Source organism: Streptomyces sp. NRRL S-87, assembly GCF_000719335.1.
Classification (GTDB): domain Bacteria; phylum Actinomycetota; class Actinomycetes; order Streptomycetales; family Streptomycetaceae; genus Streptomyces.
Window position 1 is genome coordinate 124,131 of record NZ_JOGB01000002.1, and the last position, 18,718, is coordinate 142,848.

Genomic DNA, 18,718 nt, shown 5'->3' on the forward strand with positions numbered 1-18,718 from the left:
CTCCGACCGGTTGAGTTCGTCAAAGGGACGCAAAGGTGCCAAAGGACGAGTCTACGGGGCGGGCGGGCGTGGAGGAGCCCGTGGGCCGCCTGGCGAGACTCTCGGAGGTTTACGAGAGGTAGGCCGGCGCGCCCACGGGCAGGGTAAATCGGAACTCGGCGCCGCCTCCGGGGCCGCGCCCGACGGTGATCGTCCCGCCGTGGGCCTCGACGATGCCCTTGACGATGTACAGGCCGAGACCGGTCCCGCCGCGCTTGCTGCCCCGCCAGAAGCGGGTGAACACGCGGCTCATGGACTCCTCGGGGATGCCGGGGCCTTCGTCCGTCACGGTGACCGCCGTCCCCCTCTCGGTCTTGGTGTGGGCGGGTGCCACGTCGATGGTGACGGTTCCCTCGCCGTGCCGCACGGCATTTTCGAGGAGGTTGCCGAGCACCTGGTCGATCTTGTCGGGGTCCGCCCACAGGTCCGGCAGCGGGCGCCCGATGCGGACCAGGAACCGCTCGGGGGCCTGCCCGTTCGCGGTGAGGGCCTGGACGTGGCGGCCGACGGCGGTGGCGATGTCGACGGGCTGGCGGCGCAGCTCCAGCCGGCCGGAGTCGATGCGGGAGATGTCGAGCAGCTCGGCGATCAGCCGGGTGACCCGGCCGGCGTCGGCGTCGACGGTCTCCAGCATGAGCCGCTTCTGGTCGTCGGTGAACCGCTCCCACTTGGCCAGCAGCGTGGCGGTGAAGCCCTTGACGGAGGTCAGCGGGGAGCGCAGTTCGTGGGCGACGGTGGCGATGAGCTCGGCGTGGCTGCGCTCGGTGCGGCGCCGTGCCTCGGTGCCGCGCAGGGAGACGACGAGCCGGTGCAGGGGGCCGGCGGGCCGTTCGCGCACGTACCGGGCGGAGACCAGCACCTCGTGGCCGCCGGGCAGGAGGAGGTAGCGCTCGGGCTGGCCGGTACGGGTGGCCAGGCCGCCGTACGGGTCGGTGACCGTCCACCAGCGCCGGCCCTCGAGGTCCTCCAGCGGCAGCGCGTGCTCGATGCGGGCGCCGAGGGCGGTGGCCGGGTCGGTGGCGGTGATGCGGGCGGCGGCGCGGTTGAAGCAGACCACGTGCCCGGCCTCGTCGGCGACGACGAGGCCGTCGGGGAGCTCGTCGGGGTCGAGTCCGGGGACCGTGCCGGCGGCGGGCGCCCCACCGGAGGTCCCGGCGGAGGCCGCGGCCGCGGGGCCCGGTCCGGCGGCGGATCCCGGGCCGGCCGCGGGTCCGGGGCCGGCCGTGGGTCCGGGGCCGGCCGCGGGCAGCGGTTGCGGCGGGATCGCAGCTGCTGCCGCGGCCCTCGGTGAGCCGTTCGTCCCGACGGTCATGTCCCCGTACCCCACATCTCGGAGGCGCAGTGGGCCCCCGGGGCGTCACATTACTAGCTGGGGGTCACGGAGCGGCACCCTCCGGGCGCCCGCTGTGCACGCGCGGACGCGTAGAGGCACACGGCCGCGGCGGTGGCGAGGTTCAGGCTCTCGGCCTTGCCGTGGATGGGGACGCGGACGACCGCGTCGGCCAGCGCCCGGGTCTCCTCGGGCAGTCCCCACGCCTCGTTGCCGAACACCCAGGCCGAGGGCCCGCCCATGGTGCCCGCGTCGAGCTCCGCGTCGAGGTCGTCCTTGCCGGCACCGTCGGCGGCGAGGATCCGTACGCCCGCGGCGCGCAGCCCCGCGACGGCCTGCTCGACCGGGACGCCGACGGCGACCGGCAGGTGGAAGAGGGAGCCCACGGAGGCCCGTACCGACTTGGGGTTGTACAGGTCCACGGAGGCGTCGGTGAGGATCACCGCGTCGGCGCCGGCGGCGTCGGCGCAGCGCAGTACCGTGCCGGCGTTCCCGGGGTCGCGCACGTGCGCGAGGACCGCGACGAGGCGGGGGCGGTCGCCGAGGATCTCCTCGAAGGGGGTGTCGAGGAACCGGCAGACCCCGACCAGGCCCTGCGGGGTGACGGTCTGGGAGACCTCGGCCAGCACCTCGTCGGCGGCGTAGTGGACCCGGACCCCGGAGGCGCGCGCGGCGTCGATGATCTCGGTGTAGCGCTCGGCGGCCTCGACGGTGGCGAAGAGCTCGATGAGCGTGGGCCCGTCGGGGCCCCGGTGGGCCACGGCCTCGCGGACGGCCTGGGGGCCCTCGGCGATGAAGCGGCGCTCCTTGGTGCGGAAGTTGCGCCGCGCGAGGCGTCTGGCGGCGGCCACCCGCGGGGAGCGCGGGGAGATCAGCTCGGCGGGGGTTGCCATGGCTCGGCGGTCTCTCTGTCGGGTCCGGAAGGGAGCGGGGGCGGCGCGGGAACGCCGAAGGGGGGCGGAAAACACCGGACCCGCAGGCATGGCGCCTGCGGGTCCGGTTCAGCCTCGTGCGGCTCGTGCGACCGTCAGGTCGCTCAGGCGGCGGCCTTCGGGGCGTTCACGTCGGCCGGGAGCGCCTTCTGGGCGACCTCGACGAGCGCGGCGAACGCGTTGATGTCGTTGACGGCCAGCTCGGCCAGCATCTTGCGGTCCACCTCGATGTTGGCGGCCTTCAGACCCTGGATGAGGCGGTTGTACGTCATGCCGTTCTGGCGGGCAGCGGCGTTGATGCGCTGGATCCAGAGCTGGCGGAAGTCGCCCTTGCGCTTCTTGCGGTCGTTGTAGTTGTAGACCAGCGAGTGGGTGACCTGCTCCTTGGCCTTGCGGTACAGGCGCGAACGCTGACCGCGGTAGCCGGAGGCCGCCTCGAGGATCGCCCGGCGCTTCTTGTGGGCGTTTACTGCCCGCTTGACGCGTGCCACTTTTTAACTCCTTGTAGCGGGGCCGTGGTTGTCTTCACACGGCCCAAAACGATTGGGTCCCGGTCCAGCCGTCGCAGTTCCGCTCCCGTGCCGGGAGCGGAGCGACGTCACTTGCCGAGAAGCTTCTTGATCTTCGCGGCGTCGCCCGGGGCCATCTCGGCGTTGCCGGTGAGGCGACGCGTCAGCTTGGACGACTTGTGCTCGAGCAGGTGGCGCTTGCCGGCGCGCTCGCGGAGCACCTTGCCGGAGCCGGTGATCTTGAAGCGCTTCTTGGAACCGCTGTGCGTCTTGTTCTTCGGCATAGCGCCGTTATCTCCTCGTCAGTGGCGCCCCCACCGGTCCTCGCGGACCGGCGCACGGGAGCGTCAGTTGTGTCTTGTGACCCGGGGCGGCTGCTCCGGGATCAGGCCTCGGCGGTCTCCGTCGCAGCGGCGTCGGCGTCCGCGTCGGCCTCGGGGGCCTCGGCGGCGGCCTGACCACCCTGGCGCTCGGCCTTGCGGGCGGCCTGCGCCTCGCGGGCTTCGGCCATCGCCTCGGTCTTCTTCTTGTGCGGACCGAGGACCATGATCATGTTGCGGCCGTCCTGCTTCGGGTTCGACTCGACGAAACCGAGGTCCTGGACGTCCTCCGCCAGGCGCTGCAGCAGTCGGTAGCCGAGCTCCGGCCGGGACTGCTCGCGACCACGGAACATGATCGTGATCTTGACCTTGTCGCCCTGCTTGAGGAACCGGACGACGTGACCCTTCTTGGTGTCGTAGTCGTGCGGGTCGATCTTCGGCCGGAGCTTCATCTCCTTGATGACCGTGTGCGCCTGGTTCTTGCGCGCCTCACGGGCCTTCATGGCCGACTCGTACTTGAACTTCCCGTAGTCCATGAGCTTGCACACGGGCGGACGGGCGTTCGCCGCGACCTCGACCAGGTCCAGGTCGTACTCCTGCGCAAGCTCCAGGGCCTTGGCAAGCGGAACAATTCCGACCTGCTCGCCGCTGGGACCGACAAGTCGCACCTCGGGAACGCGAATCCGGTCGTTGATGCGGGGCTCGGCGCTGATGGATCCTCCTCGGTAGCACCACACGACTGCCTGGGGGACAGCCGCGGACGTCTGTTTCGTCAGACCGACCGCGCCGGAACACGAAAAATGCCCCGGACGGACACAGGCGGGAGCTCCTCGTACTACCGGAGCACCGCCGTGAGTCATCACGGGGCGCGCATCTCGGGCGGCTTCCATCGTCCGTACGGAACGATGGCTGCCGCCTGACCGGTGACCCGCCGTCCCTCGGGGACGGTCGGGTGGGAGTACGGAGCCTCCACTTGTGGGCCGGGGACATGCGTCTCCGGCCGGTCGTCACACAAGGTTAGCAGCCCCCGCCCGGCGACGCGAACCGGCCGCCCCGCGCGCGGCGGCCGGACCCGCGGACCGGGGTGCCGACCGCGCGCGGCCCGGCCGCCCGGGCCGGTGCGGCGGTCCCCCGGGGCCGGGCGGAAGCGGGTGGGCGTCGTCCGCTTCACCGGTGCGGCTTATCGTGTGTGGCATGACTGACGCGACGCCCCCCACCGCCACCGAGGCCGACGAGGCCCCCGACTACGAGACCCTGACCCGCGACATCGCGGAGGTGCCCGCGGTCGAGGTGATCACGACGGTCGCGGTGCACCTGCTCAGCGCCGCCGCGGTCAACCTGGGCCTGGACAAGCCCGACTCCGAGCACAAGGACCTCGACGAGGCCCGCAAGCTGATCACCGCGCTGGCCGGCCTGGTGACCGCGAGCGCGACCGAGATCAGCTCCTTCCACGCGGCGCCGCTGCGCGACGGCCTGAAGTCCCTCCAGCTCGCCTTCCGCGAGGCGTCCCTGGTCCCGGACGAGCCCGGTCAGGGCCCCGGCGAGAAGTTCACCGGCCCGGTCTTCGGCTGACCGGCGCGGGCCGCCCGCGCACGGGCGGTCGTCATTCCGGACCTTCGAGGAAGGGCCCGGGGACGTGGTCCCCGGGCCCTTCCGCACGTCTCGTACCGCCTGCGCCGTACGGGCGTCCCGCCTCAGCGGGCGTACAGCGGCTCGCCGGGGGCGGGGGCGTCCGCGGGCAGCAGGGCGAGGTTCAGCCCGCGCACGAGGCGCGCCCGCAGGGTCTCGTCGGCCGCGAGCGCCCCGGCGATCCGGCGGGCCGCCTGCGGCACCTCCGCCGCGGGGGCGTCGAGGGCCACGGCCAGGATCCCGTCGGCGTCCGCGCCGCCGGGCACGAGATGGGCCCGTACGACCGCCGGCTCCCCCGCGACGACCGTCCGGACCGCCTCCGTGACGGCGGGGTCGTCGAGCGGGGCGGCACTGGTGCGGCCCTCCGCGAGGGCGAGCAGGGCGGAGCCGGTGACCTGGTACGGGACCGGGCCCGCGAGGTCGAGCACGAGGGTGTCCGCCTTCTCGTGCACGAGGGCCGCGAGCGCCTGGCGCAGCGGTACCGCCACCGGGCGGGCCTTGGGGTCCCAGCGCGCGAGGGAGTCGAGCGAGGTGAACGCCGGGAGCGCCCGCCGGTCGCCCGCGGTCAGCGTCGGCACCGCCATGTCGGAGGTCTTCTCGCGGCGCAGGCCGGTCTCGGGGTCGGTCTCGACCTCGCCGAGCAGGGCGACCACGGGGACCAGCAGCCGGGCGTCCTTGAGGGCCGCCAGCACGCGGGGCTCGGCCGATCTGTCCTCGGACCAGGCGGCGAGGGCCGCGCTCAGCACGGGGTCGGCGGAGCCGTCGTCGTCGGCGAAACCGGGGTCGGGGATGTTCTTGTCATGCGCCACAATCCCCCGACCCTATCCCGTCGGACCGCCCCGCTCCGCGGCGCGGCGGCGGCGCCCGAGGACGAGGGCGGCGGCGAGCAGCAGCGCACCCGCGCCCGCGACGGCCGCCGCGGGCAGGCGGCGGGCGGGCGGCGGGGGCGCGGTGCGCTCGGGTCCGGGCCCGAAATACACCGCGGCGGCCGGGGCCGGGGTGGGCTGCGGCGGCTCGGGGCGCAGCCGGGCCGCGGCGGCGAGGGCGGCCGCGGGATCGACCAGGCCGTGACCGCGCGCGTCGTCGCGGCCGCCGGCGGGCTCGTCGCGCGCGGTGTCGGCCAGCAGCCGTCCGATCTGGGCCGGGCTCAGCCCGGGGTGGGCGGCGCGGATCAGGGCGACGGTCCCGGAGACCCAGGCGGCGGCCGCGCTGGTGCCCCAGCCCTCGTAGTAGTGCCGGTCGGGGTCGGCGATGACGACGTCGACCCCGGGGGCGCTGACGTCGGCGTACCAGTGGCGGGTGGAGAAGGGTGCCTTGGTGCCGGCGCGGTCGACGGCGGTGACGGCGATGACGCCCGGGTAGGCGGCCGGGTAGGACACGCGGTCGCCGTCCTGGCCGCCGTTGCCGGCGGAGGCGACGACCACGACGCCCCTGGCGAGGGCGTACTGGACGGCCTCGTCCTCGGCGGCCTCGTGGTGGGCGGTCTCGCTGTCGTCCCCGAGGGACAGGTTGATCACGTCGGCGCCGTGGTCGGCGGCCCAGCGGATGCCCTCGGCGAGGGCGCCGCCCTTGCGCTCGCGGGCCCGCGCCCGGCCCGGGTCGCCCTCCTCGAGGATCACGCGCACGGGGAGGACGTCGGCAGCCGGGGCGATGCCGAGGACGCCCTGCTCGCGGCCGGGTCCGTGGCCCCGGCCCGCGATGATCCCGGCCATGGCCGTGCCGTGGCGGGCCCAGGGGCGGTCGCCGCGGCCGGCGCCGAAGCCGATGAGATCCTTGCCCGGGAGCACCGCTCCGCGCAGGTCGGGATGGGTGCCGTCGACCCCGGTGTCGAGGACGGCGACCGTGACCCCCGCCCCCTGGGTCGTACGCCACGCCTGGCGCGCGTGCAGCGCCGCCAGCCCCCACTGCCGGTCCCGGATCCCGTCGGCCACCGCCGCCCCGCCCCCGCCCGCCGCGAGCACCGCGCCCGCAACCGCCACGACCAGGCCCCGCCGCCCCCACCGAAGCGCGTTCACCGGCCGGCCCCCGCAACCACGGGACCGGACGCGGCCACGCGACGCCGCAGCCCCCGCTCGAGTCGGTCCGCGACCGCTCTCGCCTCGTGGCCGAGCCCCGCCTGCGCCACCGCGCTCCGGTCGTCGGAGGCCATCGCCGCGGCAGCCGGCCGGGGCGCCGCGACGGGGCGCCGGTCCGCGAACCCGGACACCGCGTAGACCACGGCGGGCGCGTCCGTCAGGACGGACACCGTCCAGCTGGCCCGGGCCCGGTCGGGGATCCCGTACGCCGTCGGCAGCGGGGTGCGGCCCCCGAGGCGGGTCTTCAGCGCGGCCTGCGCGGGTGCCGGGGCGACGGTGAAGACGAGTCCCGCGCCGACGACCGCGCTGCGCGTCGCGTCGGTGTACGTGGCCCGCACCTCGTGGGCGCAGCCCAGGGCGACCGCCCACGCGTGGCAGCCGGTGCCGGGGTCCACGGCGACCCGGGTCCAGCGGCGGTCGGCCCCGCCCGGCCCCGCGCCGTCGCCGACCAGTACGGGCGGGAAGAGGGTGTCGACGGGTTCGGCCCGCCACATCGAGGCCGCCCGGGTGTACGCCGCCGCGGGCGGCGCGGCATCGGCGCGGCCGAGCAGCCAGGTGCCGGCGGCGGCACCGCCGATGAGCCCGCTCCCGAGCACGGCGCACACCACGGCCACCGCACGGCGCCCGCGCCCGCGGCCGGGCTCGGGCTCCGCGCCCGGCCGAGGGTCCGCGACCGCGTCGGCACCCGCGTCGCCCGCCGCCCGCGTCGGGACCCCGCCCGTCCCGGCCCCGGGGGCGGGGAGGTCGCGCCCGGCCACGTGGCGCCCGGGACGGCGGCGGTCCGGGAGGCCGTCTGGGAAGCCGCCGGCCCGGAGGCCGTCGGCCGGGAAGCCGCCGGCCCGGAGGCCGTCGGCCCGGAGGCTGTCGGAGCCGCGGTCCGGGACGCCATCGCCCCGGAAGCCGCCGCGCGGGAAGCCGTCGGAGCCGCGGTCCGGAACGCGGCCGTCCCGGCCGTCGTCCGGGAAGCGACCGTTCGATCCGGAGCCGGTGTCGACACGGCCGCCGGCAGGGTGGTCGGTGGTCATGCGCGTACGTCCCCCCGTCCCCGAAGACCCGAATGGCCGTACTCTACGGGCTCGATCTTCCCCCTACCCCCCGGTAATCAGGTCTGGCAAGCTGCGCCCATGACGACACCGGTGACGACTCCCGCCGCTGACCGGGCCCGGTACGACCGGGCCACCGCGCACCTCGACGCCCCGCTCGCCATCGTCGATCTGGAGGCCTTCGACGCCAACGCGGCGGACCTGGTGCGCCGCGCCGGCGGGAAGCCGGTCCGGGTGGCGACCAAGTCGGTGCGCTGCCGGGCCCTGCTCGAACGCGTCCTCGCCCGCGACGGCTTCGCGGGCGTCATGTCGTACACCTTGGCCGAGTCCCTGTGGCTGGCCCGCTCGGGCTTCGAGGACGTACTGCTCGCGTACCCGTCCGCGGACCGGGCCGGTTTCGCCGAGCTGGCGGGCGACCCGAAGCTGGCCGCCGCCGTCACCGTGATGGTGGACGACCCGGCACAGCTGGAGCTCGTCGACGCGGCCCGCGCGGGCGGCGTCGAGGAGGTCCGGGTGTGCCTGGAGCTGGACACCGCGCTCCACCTCCTCGGGGGGCGCGTGCGCGTCGGCGCGCGCCGCTCGCCGCTGCGCGAGCCCTCCCGACTCGCGGACCTGGCCCGGCAGATCGCCTCCCGTCCGGGGTTCCGGCTGGTCGGCCTCATGGCGTACGAAGGCCACATCGCGGGCGTCGGCGACGCGGTGGCCGGGCGGCCGCTGCGGTCCCGGGCCGTCCGGCTGATGCAGGCGGCGGCCCGCCGGGAGCTGGCGGCGCGGCGGGCGGAGGCGGTGCGCGCGGTCCGGTCGGTCGTACCGGACCTGGAGTTCGTCAACGGCGGTGGCACGGGCAGCGTGGAGTCCACCGTGGCCGAGGACGCGGTGACGGAGGTCGCGGCCGGTTCGGGGCTGTACGTGCCGCGGCTGTTCGACAACTACACGTCCTTCCGCGGCCGCCCGGCGGCGCTGTTCGCGCAGCCGGTGGTGCGCCGGCCCGGCGTGGGCGTGGTGACGGTGCTCGGCGGCGGGTACCCGGCGTCGGGCGCGGCGGGCGCGGACCGGCTGCCGGTGCCGTACCTGCCGGAGGGGCTCCGGTACGACCCCCAGGAGGGGGCGGGCGAGGTGCAGACCCCGCTCCTGGGGGCGCCGGCGGACGACCTGCTGATCGGGGACCGGGTGTGGTTCCGGCACGCGAAGGCGGGCGAGCTGTGCGAGCGCTTCGACGAGCTGCACCTCGTCGAGGGCGACCGGGTCACCGCCACGGTCCCGACGTACCGCGGTGAGGGGCGCACCTTCCTCTAGACGTGGTGACGCGCCATCCGGACGTGGTGAGGCGCCCTCCGGACGTCGCGCGCGCACCGGGCGCGGTGCCCCGTACCCGCGCCGCCGGCCCGCGCCCGCGGATCCGTCAGAACACCGTGTCCGCCTGGTCCGGTACGACGCTGCCGTCGGCGCGCCGTACCGGGCCGGGGGTGCCGTCGGGGGCCGTGTAGCCGGTGGTGGCGCAGGGGTAGGGGCTCGTCCTCTGCTTCTTCGGCTCGATGAACATCGGGTTGACCAGCCAGCGCCCGTCGGCGTCGTCGTAGGCCCGGCACATGAGCTCGTTCTTGTTGCGGTTGAGCACCAGCCGCAGGGCCGTGGCGTCGCGCAGGAACGAGACGTCGGTGTCGGAGTCGCCGGCGGCGAACACCTGGCGGTGCCGGGCCGGCTGGACCCGCTCGGCGGCCGCGCCCCGTACGCCGAAGACCTCCTGGTTGATCCAGCAGCGCTTGCCGTCGATGTACGTGATCATCGTGTCGGCGCCGTCCGGGACCGATCCGCAGCCCTCCAGGCGCGCCGTGGTGACGCCGTGGCGCGTGACGTTGCGGATGCCGATGACGTGGTCGGCGGCGATGCCCGCGCCGCGTGCCCACACCTCCACGACCGGCTGCGGCGAGGCGGAGCTGATCCACACGTCGAAGCCGGCCCGCTGCAGTGCGCGGACGAGGTCCGTCTGCTGGTCGTAGTAGCGCACCCAGCCGGTGACGGAGGAGCTGCCGACCCGCTGCGTGGTGCCGACGGGGGCGGCGAGGTTCTCCCGGCGTGCGGCCGCGGCGAAGGACCGTATCCGCGCGGCCGTCCAGCCCTGGGTGAGCTGGGCGAGGAAGGCGTAGCCGGGCTCGGTGGTGCGGCGGTTCCAGCCCGCGAAGGCGGGCGCGCCCGCGCGGGTGGCGCCGGTGCCGTAGACGGCGGACAGCTCGTCGGCGCAGGCAGTGCCCCCGGGGGTGCCGGTGGGCAGCGGGTCGCCGGGGGCGGCGAGCGCGTCGCAGGCGGTGGACAGCGCGGCGGCGGCCGCGGGGGTGAGGTGGCGGCTGGTGGTGGTCCAGTCCCCGGTGGCCGGCCGACGGACCTTGCCGTTGCGCAGCAGCCAGTAGAAGGTCGCGTCGCCGACGTCGTTCTTGACGACGGTGTTGTCCCAGTCGAAGACGGCGACCGGGCGGTGCCGGCCGGGCCGCTGGGACGTGCAGCGGCCGTAGGTGTCGATGAGCTCCTGGAGGCGGGCCCGGTTCTCGCCGTACCAGCCGGCGCCCACCACGGGGCGGGCGCAGTCGCCCTGCCGGGGCGGGACGGTCCGGACGGCCGGGGTGCCCGGGGCGGCCTGGGCGGCGGGCGCGGGGAGGAGGGCGGCGGCCGCCGTGGCGGCGAGGGCGAGCGCGGCCGGGACGTGTCTGCGCATGGTGCTCCCTGGAGTCGGTGGGCCGGGGGGGGCGAGAGGTGGGGGGTGGAGGCGGGGCGAGAGGTGGGGGAAGGGGGCGGGGCGGACGCCGGACAGCCGGGCGCCCGAGGAGGTGGGTGGCGCCCGGCTGTCCGTGTGGGGGGTGGGAGGCGGCCCGGCGGTAGGGCCGCCGCCCTCGTGGTGGCTTACAGGGGGGTGACGTACGCCCCGGAGATGCCGCCGTCGACGAGGAAGTCGGTGGCGTTGACGAACGAGGAGTCGTCGCTGGCGAGGAAGGCCACCGCGGCGGCGATCTCGTCGGCCTCGGCGAACCGGCCGACGGGGATGTGCACCAGGCGGCGCGCGGCCCGCTCGGGGTCCTTGGCGAACAGCTCCTGCAGCAGCGGGGTGTTGACCGGCCCCGGGCACAGGGCGTTGACCCGGATGCCCTCGCGGGCGAACTGCACGCCGAGCTCGCGCGACATGGCCAGGACGCCGCCCTTGGAGGCGGTGTACGAGATCTGCGAGGTGGCCGCGCCCATGACGGCCACGAACGAGGCGGTGTTGATGATCGAGCCCCGGCCCTGGCGCTGCATGTACGGCAGGGCGGCCTTGCAGCACAGGTAGACGGAGGTGAGGTTGACCTCCTGGACCCGCTTCCACGCGTCGAGCCCCGTGGTGAGGATGGAGTCGTCGTCGGGCGGGGAGATTCCGGCGTTGTTGAACGCGATGTCGACGGAGCCGTAGGTGTCGTGGGCGACCTTGAAGAGGTTCTCGACCTCCTCGGGGTCGGTGACGTTCACCTTGACGAAGGTGCCGCCGACGGCCTCGGCGGCGGCCTTGCCCGCGGTCTCGTCGATGTCGCCGCAGACGACGTTGGCGCCCTCGGAGGCCAGTCGGCGGGCGGTCGCGAGGCCGATGCCGCTGCCGGCGCCGGTGATGACGGCGGTCCGGCCGACCAGGCGGCGGCAGACGGCCTCGGGGGTGGCTTCGGTGGTCATGGTGGTTCAGGCCTCCGTGCTGATGAAGACGTTCTTGGTTTCGGTGAAGGCGGTGAGGGCGTCGGGCCCCAGCTCGCGGCCCAGGCCGGACTGCTTGAAGCCGCCGAAGGGGGTCCAGTAGCGGACGCTGCTGTGGGAGTTGACGGAGAGGTTGCCGGCCGCGACGGCGCGCGAGAGGCGCAGGGCCCGGCCCACGTCGCGGGTCCAGATCGAGCCGGACAGGCCGTACTCGGTGGCGTTGGCCAGCCGGACGGCGTCCGCCTCGTCCTCGAAGGGCAGCACCACGGCGACCGGCCCGAAGACCTCCTCGGCGGCGACCGGCGCGGCCGGGTCGACCCCGGTGACGACGGTCGGCGGGAACCAGAAGCCGGGGCCGTCGGGAGCGCTGCCGCGGATGGTCTCCAGGTCGTCGGTGACGTACGAGCGGACGCGGTCCAGCTGCACCCGCGAGATCAGCGGGCCCATCTGGGTGGCCTCGTCGGCGGGGTCGCCGACGGCGACCTCCTTGACCGCGGGCTCCAGCAGCTCCATGAACCGGTCGTACACGGAGCGCTGGACGAGGATCCGGGTGCGGGCGCAGCAGTCCTGGCCGGTGTTGTCGAGGAACGACATCGGAGCGGCGGCTGCCGCGGCCTCGACGTCCGCGTCGGCGAACACGATGTTGGGGCTCTTGCCGCCGAGTTCGAGGGTCACCCGCTTCACGTGCCGGGCGCAGGCGGCCATGATCTGCTTGCCGACCTTCGTGGACCCGGTGAAGACGATCTTGGCGACGTCCGGGTGCTCGACGAGCGCGGTGCCGGCGACCGGACCGGCGCCGGGCAGCACCTGGAAGAGGTGCTCGGGCAGCCCGGCCGCCAGCGCCAGCTCGGCGAGCCGCAGCGCGGTCAGCGGGGTGGTCTCGGCGGGCTTGAGGAGCACCGCGTTGCCGGCGGCCAGCGCGGGGGCGGCGCCCCAGGCGGCGATGGGCATGGGGAAGTTCCACGGCGCGATGACGCCGACCACGCCGAGCGGTTCGAGGTAGGTGACGTCGAGGCCGCCGGGCACCGGGATCTGACGGCCCGACAGCCGCTCCACGCCGCCGGCCGCGAAGTCGAGCAGGTCGCGGACGTTGCCCGCCTCCCAGCGGGCGTTGCCGACGGTGTGGCCGGCCTCGGTGACCTCCAGCCGGGCGAGCTCCTCGCGGTGCTCGTCGACCACGGTCGCGAACCGGCGCAGCAGCCGGGCCCGGTCGGCCGGCGCGGCGGCCGCCCAGGCGCGCTGCGCCGCGGCGGCCCGCGCCACGGCGGCGTCGACGTCCGCGGCGGAGGCGGCGGGGACGGTGGCGACCACCTCCTCGGTGGCCGGGTTGAGGACCTGGTGCTCGGTGGGCGCGTCGAGCGGGTGCTGGTGCGGGGGGAGCGACAAGTCGTGCCTCACATGCGTTCGAAGGAGCGGCGCAGTTCCCAGTCGGTCACCGCGGAGTCGAAGGCGTCGAGTTCGACGCGCGCCGCGTTGCGGTAGTGCGCGACGACCTCGGGGCCGAAGGCGGTCTTGGCGACGGCGCTGTTCTCCCACAGCTCGGCGGCCTCGCGGAGGGTGCCGGGGACGTGCTCGTAGTCGGCGGTGTAGGCGTTGCCGGCGCAGGCCTCGGGCAGCTCCAGACGGTTCTCGATGCCGTACAGGCCGGCGGCGACCAGGCCGGCGACGGCGAGGTACGGGTTGACGTCGCCGCCGGGTACGCGGTTCTCGAACCGCATCGAGCGGCCGTGCCCGACGACGCGCAGGGCGCAGGTGCGGTTGTCGCGGCCCCAGGCGACGGCGGTCGGGGCGAAGGAGCCGGGCCGGAACCGCTTGTAGGAGTTGATGTTGGGCGCGTAGAGGAGGGAGAACTCGCGCAGGGCGGCGAGCTGTCCTGCCAGGAAGTGGCGCATGGTGTCCGACATGCCGCCGGGCCCGTCACCGGCCATGACGTTCCGGCCGTCGGCGTCGGTGAGCGAGAGGTGGATGTGGCAGGAGTTTCCCTCGCGCTCGTTGAACTTGGCCATGAAGGTGAGGGAGACGCCCTCCTGGGCGGCGATCTCCTTGGCGCCCGTCTTGTAGACCGCGTGCTGGTCGCAGGTGACGAGGGCCTCGTCGTAGCGGAAGGCGATCTCGTGCTGGCCGAGGTTGCACTCGCCCTTGGCGGACTCCACGGTCAGTCCCGCGCCGGCCATCTCGTTGCGGATGCGGCGCAGCAGGGGCTCGATGCGGCCGGTGCCGAGCACCGAGTAGTCGATGTTGTACTGGTTGGCGGGGGTCAGGCCCCGGTAGTTCGCCTCCCAGGCCTGCTCGTACGTGTCCTTGAAGACGATGAACTCCAGCTCCGTACCCACCTGCGCGGCGAGGCCGAGTTCGGCGAGCCGGTCCAGCTGGCGGCGCAGGATCTGCCGGGGGGCGGCGACCACGGGCGAGCCGTCCTCCCAGGCGAGGTCGGCCATGACGAGGGCGGTGCCGGGGTGCCAGGGGAGGCGGCGCAGGGTGGACAGGTCGGGGTGCATGGCGAAGTCGCCGTAGCCGCGGTCCCAGGAGGACATCTCGTACCCGTCGACGGTGTTCATGTCGGCGTCGACGGCGAGGAGGTAGTTGCATCCCTCGGTGCCGTGGTCGAGCACGTCGGAGAGGAAGAACGGTGCGGCGAACCGCTTGCCCTGCAGCCTGCCCTGCATGTCGGTGAAGGCCAGGACCACTGTGTCGATCTCGCCGTTCGCGACCAGGGCGCGGAGCTCGTCCGGCGAAAGCGGCGGTGTGCGGTCTACCACGGGATTCTCTCCTTCGGGTGAGCCGAGGAGGCCTAAGGTATGGGGAGAGACCATTGATTGGGAAGGGGATGGCGGAACATGGCACCGGAAAGCGTCAACGACGGCCCGCAGGCGCACGGCGGGGGAGCACGGCAGCAGGGCGAACCGACGAGGGACGGCGCGGGACCCGACCGGCTCGGCCCGGTGCTCCGTCAGGTGCGCGCGGGCAACGGCTTCGAGGAGGCCCTGGAGCAGATCCTGCAGGTCGTCCGGCTCGGCCTGGTACCCGGCGGCGAACGCCTGCCCCCCGAGCGCGAGTTGGCCGACCGCATGGGCATCAGCCGGGTGACGCTGCGCGAGGTGCTCAAGGTGCTCCAGGACCAGGGACTGGTGGAGAGCAGACGCGGGCGGTACGGCGGTACGTTCGTACGGCCGCGCCCCGACACCCCGGCGAGCGGCGCCGAGGCGGAACTGCGCCGGCGCGTGGCCGGGGTGGACATCGAGGACGTGCTGCGCTTCCGCGAGGTGCTGGAGACCGGCGCGGCCGGGCTGTGCGCCGCCCAGGGGCTCGACGAGGAGGGCGCGGCGCGCCTCAGGGGCGCCCTCGCGGCGACCGAGGACGCCCCGCTGACCGAATACCGCCGCCTCGACACACTGCTGCACCTGACGCTGGCCGAGCTCTCCGGCTCCGCCACGCTGACGGCCCAGTACGCGGCGGTCCGGGCGACCGTCAACGACCTGCTGGACTGCATCCCGCTGCTGGTGCGCAACCTGGAGCACTCCCAGCGCCAGCACGCCGCCCTGGTCGACGCGATCCTGGACCGCGATCCGGAGGCGGCCCGCGAGGTGATGCGCGAGCACTGCTGCGGGACGGCGGCGCTGCTGCGGGGGTTCCTGACGTGACCGGTCCGGCCGCGGCTCGCCGGGCTGCGGCTGCGGCGACGCCCGCGGCGGCCGACCCGTAACGCCGGTTTAACCCAGGGGTCTTGCGCCGTCTCCCCGCATGCGGCAAAGGTATGCCCTCGAACCATTGCCCCTGCTCCTCCCCTCCATCACCCCGAGGCAGGACCACCCATGGCCGAAGACACCGAGGCGCGCCTCACCCCCGTCCCTCCGCCCGCCCCGTCCGCCGGGGCCGACCCCTCCCCCGACGCCGCCTACCTGGAGCGGCGCACGCTGCGCCGCGGCAGCGCCGGCTGGCTGCTGCTGACCGGCCTCGGCGTCGCGTACGTCGTCTCCGGCGACTTCTCCGGCTGGAACACCGGTCTGGCGCACGGCGGTTTCGGCGGCCTGGCCCTGGCCACCCTCCTCATGGGCGCGATGTACGCCTGCCTGGTCTTCTCCCTCGCCGAGTTGTCGGCGATCCTGCCCACCGCGGGCGGCGGCTACGGCTTCGCCCGCCGGGCGCTGGGCACCTGGGGCGGCTTCCTGACGGGCACCGCCATCCTCATCGAGTACGTGCTGGCCCCGGCCGCGATCGCCATCTTCATCGGCGACTACGTCGAGTCCCTGCACCTCTTCGGACTGACCTCCAGCTGGCCCGTCTACCTGGCCTGCTTCGCCCTGTTCATCGGCATCCACCTGTGGGGCGTCGGCGAGGCGCTGCGCTTCAGCCTGATCGTGACGGCGGTGGCCGTGGCCGCCCTGCTGGTCTTCGCGGTGGGCGCGCTGGGGCACTTCGACGCGGGCCGGCTCGACGACATCGCCGTGGACGCCTCGGCTTTCGGGTCGAGTTCCTGGCTGCCGTTCGGCGTGCTCGGGATCTGGGCCGCCTTCCCGTTCGGCATGTGGTTCTTCCTGGGCGTGGAGGGCGTACCGCTGGCCGCCGAGGAGGCCAAGGACCCGGTCCGCTCCATGCCCCGGGCGCTGGCCACCTCGATGGGCATCCTCGCCCTGCTCGCGCTGGTCACCTTCCTCGTCGCCACCGGGGCGCGCGGCGCCGACGCCATCCAGGCGGCGGGCAACCCCCTCGTGGTGGCCCTGGAGGGCGACCCGGGCCTGTCGTGGCTGAAGACCTTCGTGAACTACGCGGGCCTGGCCGGCCTCGTCGCCTCGTTCTTCTCCCTGATCTACGCCGGCTCCCGCCAGCTCTTCGCCCTCTCGCGGGCCGGCGACCTGCCCCGCTTCCTGTCCCTGACCAGCCGCCGCAAGGCCCCGTACCTGGGCCTGCTGATCCCGGGCGCGCTCGGCTTCGCGCTGGCCGCCGGCACCGGCGACGGCCCCCGCATGCTCAACATCGCGGTCTTCGGCGCCACCATCTCGTACGCGCTGATGGCCCTGTCCCACATCGTGCTGCGCCGCCGCGAGCCGGGGCTGGCCCGGCCGTACCGGACGCCCGGCGGGGTGGCGACCTCCACGGCCGCCTTCGTGCTCGCCCTTTCGGCGCTGGTCGCCACCTTCCTGGTGGACAAGGAGGCCGCGTTCATCGCACTGGCCGTGTACGCGGCCGCCCTGGCGTACTTCGCGCTCTACAGTCGGCACCACCTGGTGGCCTCCGCGCCGGAGGAGGAGTTCGCGGCGCTGGCGGCGGCCGAGGCAGAACTCGACCGGGACTGACACCCGACCGGCCCCGCCCGCCCAAGGCCAACCCCACCGACCCCGACCGACTCCGAAACCGACCCAGCCCCGCCGCGACCCGCTCACCCCTGCTCCGGGAGGTTCCCGCCGTGCCCAGGCCGCTCATCGGCATCACCACCTACCTCGAGGCGTCCGCCCGCTACGGCCCGTGGGACGTACCGGCGGCCCTGGCGCCGTCCGGCTACCACGAGTACGTACAGGCCTCGGGCGGTACGGCGGTCCTGCTGCCCCCGGACGATCCGGAACGGGCGGCGGAGCTGCTGACCCGGCTCGACGGCCTGGTCGTCGCGGGCGGCCCGGACATCGACCCGGCGCGCTACGGGGCCGAGCGCGACCCCCGTACCGGGGCCCCCAACCCGGCCCGGGACACCTGGGAGCTGGCGCTGATCCGGGCCGCGCTGGAGGACGGCGGCATCCCGCTGCTGGGCATCTGCCGGGGCATGCAGGCCCTGAACGTGGCCCTCGGCGGGACCCTCGTCCAGCACATCGACGGCCATGTGAAGGCACCCGGCGTCATGTGCGACCACCGTGTGGCGCCGGTGGCCGGCACCCGGTACGGCACCCTGGCGCCGGAGCCCACCGACGTGCCGACCTACCACCACCAGGCCGTCGAGACCCTGGGCCGCGGGCTCGTCGTCTCCGCGTGGGCCGACGACGGCACCGTGGAGGCCGTCGAACTCCCGGGCGAGCAGTGGGTCCTGGGCGTCCAGTGGCACCCCGAGCGGGGCACGGACCTGCGCGTGATGCGCTCGCTCGTCGAGACCGCCGCCACCGCCCCGGCCGCGGTCCCGGCCCCCGCCGCGGCTCCCGCGCCGGCCCCGGTGGCGTAGACCCCCTACCCCCGCCGGCGCGTCAGCGACAGCAGGTCGCGGGCCGGGCCGGCGGGGCGGGCGCCCCCGGGCCAGACCGCCCGCAGCGACCGTTCCAGTGACGTGTCCGCCACCGGTACGGCCACCAGCCGGCGGGCGGTGAGCTCCTCGCGCACCGCGAGCTCCGACAGCACGCACGCACCGGCCCCGCTCTCCGCGGCCGCCTTCACCGCCGTGGTGGAGGCCAGTTCCAGGAGCGGGTCCGCCAGTCCGCCGTACGCGGCCAGCGCCGCGCCCAGCACCTCCCGGGTGCCCGAACCGCGCTCCCGCAGGATCAGCGGCGTGGCCGCCACCTCGTGGGCCGGGACCCCGGAGGCCCGTCGCGCCCACGGGTGTCCGGGCGCGACCGCCACCACCAGCCGGTCGTGGGCGATCACCGCCGAGTCCAGTCCGTCGGGCACCGCGCGCCCCTCCACGAACCCCAGGTCCGCCTCGCGCGCGAGGACCCGCTCGGCGACCGCCGCCGAGTTCCCGGCCTGCAGCGAGACCGCGGTGCCCGGCCGCTCCGCGCGCAGCGCGATCAGCCAGCCCGGCAGCAGGTACTCGGCGATCGTCAGACTGGCGGCCACCCGCAGCCGCGAGTCCCGCCGCCCGCGCAGCGCCTGCGCCCCGGCGTCGAAGGCGGCCGCCGCCTCCATGATCCGCTGCGCCCAGTCGGTGACCAGCGCCCCCTGTTCGGTCAGCCGCGAGCCGCGCGGCGAGCGCTCGACCAGGGACACCCCCAGCCGGGTCTCCATGGCCCGGATCCGGCTACTGGCGGCCGGCTGGGTGATCCCCAGTTCGCGCGCCGCGGCTCCGAGGCTGCCCAGCCGGGCCACGGCCAGCAGCAGCTCCAGCGATCCCAGGTCGGGCACCCGGTGGGACAGCGGCACAGCCGGTGCACCCCCGCCCCTGGACGTTCCCTCACTCATAAATCCAGTTTATGGGCCCATAGGGAGATCATCTCTAC

The 18,718-nt window shown here is 74.9% G+C and carries 18 protein-coding genes; 5 read left to right on the forward strand and 13 right to left on the reverse strand.

All coding sequences use genetic code 11. The annotated features are described in order from the left end of the window. Positions 1 to 109: 109 nt before the first annotated feature. The 5 genes from IF43_RS0101665 to infC form a co-directional block, all read right to left on the reverse strand. A complete protein-coding gene (locus IF43_RS0101665) occupies positions 110 to 1,351 on the reverse strand; it encodes an ATP-binding protein (RefSeq protein WP_030192935.1) in 1,242 nt (413 codons plus the stop codon). A gap of 53 nt (positions 1,352 to 1,404) precedes the next feature. Then, positions 1,405 to 2,262: an RNA methyltransferase gene (locus IF43_RS0101670; protein WP_030192937.1), complete on the reverse strand. Its 858-nt coding sequence runs from the start codon at positions 2,260 to 2,262 to the stop codon at positions 1,405 to 1,407. Positions 2,263 to 2,405: 143 nt separating this feature from the next. After that, a complete protein-coding gene (gene rplT, locus IF43_RS0101675; RefSeq protein ID WP_030192939.1) occupies positions 2,406 to 2,792 on the reverse strand; it encodes a 50S ribosomal protein L20 in 387 nt (128 codons plus the stop codon). Positions 2,793 to 2,899: 107 nt separating this feature from the next. Beyond that, positions 2,900 to 3,094: a 50S ribosomal protein L35 gene (gene rpmI / locus IF43_RS0101680; RefSeq protein ID WP_030192941.1), complete on the reverse strand. Its 195-nt coding sequence runs from the start codon at positions 3,092 to 3,094 to the stop codon at positions 2,900 to 2,902. A 101-nt stretch (positions 3,095 to 3,195) separates the two neighbouring features. Further along, positions 3,196 to 3,867 (reverse strand): translation initiation factor IF-3, encoded by a 672-nt coding sequence (gene infC, locus IF43_RS0101685; RefSeq protein ID WP_078909844.1) that lies wholly within the window; start codon positions 3,865 to 3,867, stop codon positions 3,196 to 3,198. A 457-nt stretch (positions 3,868 to 4,324) separates the two neighbouring features. Here infC and IF43_RS0101690 point away from each other — a divergent pair, with 457 nt between their 5' ends. Then, positions 4,325 to 4,702: a DUF1844 domain-containing protein gene (locus IF43_RS0101690; protein WP_030192945.1), complete on the forward strand. Its 378-nt coding sequence runs from the start codon at positions 4,325 to 4,327 to the stop codon at positions 4,700 to 4,702. 122 nt (positions 4,703 to 4,824) lie between these two features. Here IF43_RS0101690 and IF43_RS0101695 read toward each other — a convergent pair whose 3' ends face one another. Genes IF43_RS0101695 through IF43_RS41995 form a run of 3 tightly spaced genes read right to left on the reverse strand, consistent with a single transcriptional unit; the run spans position 4,825 to position 7,859 of the window. Next, positions 4,825 to 5,568: an SseB family protein gene (locus IF43_RS0101695; RefSeq protein WP_030192946.1), complete on the reverse strand. Its 744-nt coding sequence runs from the start codon at positions 5,566 to 5,568 to the stop codon at positions 4,825 to 4,827. 12 nt (positions 5,569 to 5,580) lie between these two features. Beyond that, positions 5,581 to 6,744: a type VII secretion-associated serine protease mycosin gene (mycP, locus tag IF43_RS0101700; protein WP_030192947.1), complete on the reverse strand. Its 1,164-nt coding sequence runs from the start codon at positions 6,742 to 6,744 to the stop codon at positions 5,581 to 5,583. 26 nt (positions 6,745 to 6,770) lie between these two features. Further along, complete coding sequence (locus IF43_RS41995) at positions 6,771 to 7,859, reverse strand: hypothetical protein (protein WP_199922656.1); 1,089 nt, start codon at positions 7,857 to 7,859, stop codon at positions 6,771 to 6,773. A gap of 111 nt (positions 7,860 to 7,970) precedes the next feature. Here IF43_RS41995 and IF43_RS0101710 point away from each other — a divergent pair, with 111 nt between their 5' ends. Beyond that, entirely contained in the window at positions 7,971 to 9,173 is a 1,203-nt protein-coding gene (locus IF43_RS0101710) for an amino acid deaminase/aldolase (RefSeq protein WP_030192949.1), read from the forward strand. A 106-nt stretch (positions 9,174 to 9,279) separates the two neighbouring features. Here IF43_RS0101710 and IF43_RS0101715 read toward each other — a convergent pair whose 3' ends face one another. The 4 genes from IF43_RS0101715 to IF43_RS0101730 form a co-directional block, all read right to left on the reverse strand. Beyond that, the gene (locus IF43_RS0101715) at positions 9,280 to 10,587 is read right to left on the reverse strand and encodes a haloacid dehalogenase-like hydrolase (protein ID WP_030192950.1); all 1,308 of its coding nucleotides are present in this window, start codon (positions 10,585 to 10,587) and stop codon (positions 9,280 to 9,282) included. A 185-nt stretch (positions 10,588 to 10,772) separates the two neighbouring features. Then, positions 10,773 to 11,567: a 3-oxoacyl-ACP reductase gene (locus IF43_RS0101720; protein ID WP_030192952.1), complete on the reverse strand. Its 795-nt coding sequence runs from the start codon at positions 11,565 to 11,567 to the stop codon at positions 10,773 to 10,775. Positions 11,568 to 11,573: 6 nt separating this feature from the next. Then, on the reverse strand, positions 11,574 to 12,971 hold the full coding sequence (locus tag IF43_RS0101725) for an aldehyde dehydrogenase (RefSeq protein ID WP_051794523.1): 1,398 nt from the start codon (positions 12,969 to 12,971) through the stop codon (positions 11,574 to 11,576). A gap of 8 nt (positions 12,972 to 12,979) precedes the next feature. Beyond that, positions 12,980 to 14,344 (reverse strand): glutamine synthetase family protein, encoded by a 1,365-nt coding sequence (locus IF43_RS0101730; RefSeq protein ID WP_030192956.1) that lies wholly within the window; start codon positions 14,342 to 14,344, stop codon positions 12,980 to 12,982. A 78-nt stretch (positions 14,345 to 14,422) separates the two neighbouring features. Between IF43_RS0101730 and IF43_RS0101735 the strand changes: the two genes are divergently transcribed. The 3 genes from IF43_RS0101735 to IF43_RS0101745 all read left to right on the forward strand — a co-directional run bounded on the left by IF43_RS0101735 (position 14,423) and on the right by IF43_RS0101745 (position 17,730). Further along, the gene (locus IF43_RS0101735; RefSeq protein WP_078909845.1) at positions 14,423 to 15,226 is read left to right on the forward strand and encodes a FadR/GntR family transcriptional regulator; all 804 of its coding nucleotides are present in this window, start codon (positions 14,423 to 14,425) and stop codon (positions 15,224 to 15,226) included. A 171-nt stretch (positions 15,227 to 15,397) separates the two neighbouring features. Next, a complete protein-coding gene (eat, locus tag IF43_RS0101740; protein ID WP_030192960.1) occupies positions 15,398 to 16,879 on the forward strand; it encodes an ethanolamine permease in 1,482 nt (493 codons plus the stop codon). A gap of 110 nt (positions 16,880 to 16,989) precedes the next feature. Then, positions 16,990 to 17,730: a gamma-glutamyl-gamma-aminobutyrate hydrolase family protein gene (locus tag IF43_RS0101745; RefSeq protein ID WP_037887153.1), complete on the forward strand. Its 741-nt coding sequence runs from the start codon at positions 16,990 to 16,992 to the stop codon at positions 17,728 to 17,730. A gap of 5 nt (positions 17,731 to 17,735) precedes the next feature. Here IF43_RS0101745 and IF43_RS0101750 read toward each other — a convergent pair whose 3' ends face one another. Then, complete coding sequence (locus IF43_RS0101750) at positions 17,736 to 18,680, reverse strand: LysR family transcriptional regulator (protein ID WP_199922657.1); 945 nt, start codon at positions 18,678 to 18,680, stop codon at positions 17,736 to 17,738. Positions 18,681 to 18,718 lie beyond the last annotated feature (38 nt).

Coding starts and splice junctions, on each gene's coding strand:
- IF43_RS0101665 (WP_030192935.1), bottom strand. CDS start 1,351: ATGACCGTCGGGACGAACGGCTCACCGAGGGCCGCGGCAGCAGCTGCG.
- IF43_RS0101670 (WP_030192937.1), bottom strand. CDS start 2,262: ATGGCAACCCCCGCCGAGCTGATCTCCCCGCGCTCCCCGCGGGTGGCC.
- rpmI (WP_030192941.1), bottom strand. CDS start 3,094: ATGCCGAAGAACAAGACGCACAGCGGTTCCAAGAAGCGCTTCAAGATC.
- IF43_RS0101690 (WP_030192945.1), top strand. CDS start 4,325: ATGACTGACGCGACGCCCCCCACCGCCACCGAGGCCGACGAGGCCCCC.
- IF43_RS41995 (WP_199922656.1), bottom strand. CDS start 7,859: ATGACCACCGACCACCCTGCCGGCGGCCGTGTCGACACCGGCTCCGGA.
- IF43_RS0101715 (WP_030192950.1), bottom strand. CDS start 10,587: ATGCGCAGACACGTCCCGGCCGCGCTCGCCCTCGCCGCCACGGCGGCC.
- IF43_RS0101720 (WP_030192952.1), bottom strand. CDS start 11,567: ATGACCACCGAAGCCACCCCCGAGGCCGTCTGCCGCCGCCTGGTCGGC.
- IF43_RS0101735 (WP_078909845.1), top strand. CDS start 14,423: ATGGCACCGGAAAGCGTCAACGACGGCCCGCAGGCGCACGGCGGGGGA.
- eat (WP_030192960.1), top strand. CDS start 15,398: ATGGCCGAAGACACCGAGGCGCGCCTCACCCCCGTCCCTCCGCCCGCC.
- IF43_RS0101750 (WP_199922657.1), bottom strand. CDS start 18,680: ATGAGTGAGGGAACGTCCAGGGGCGGGGGTGCACCGGCTGTGCCGCTG.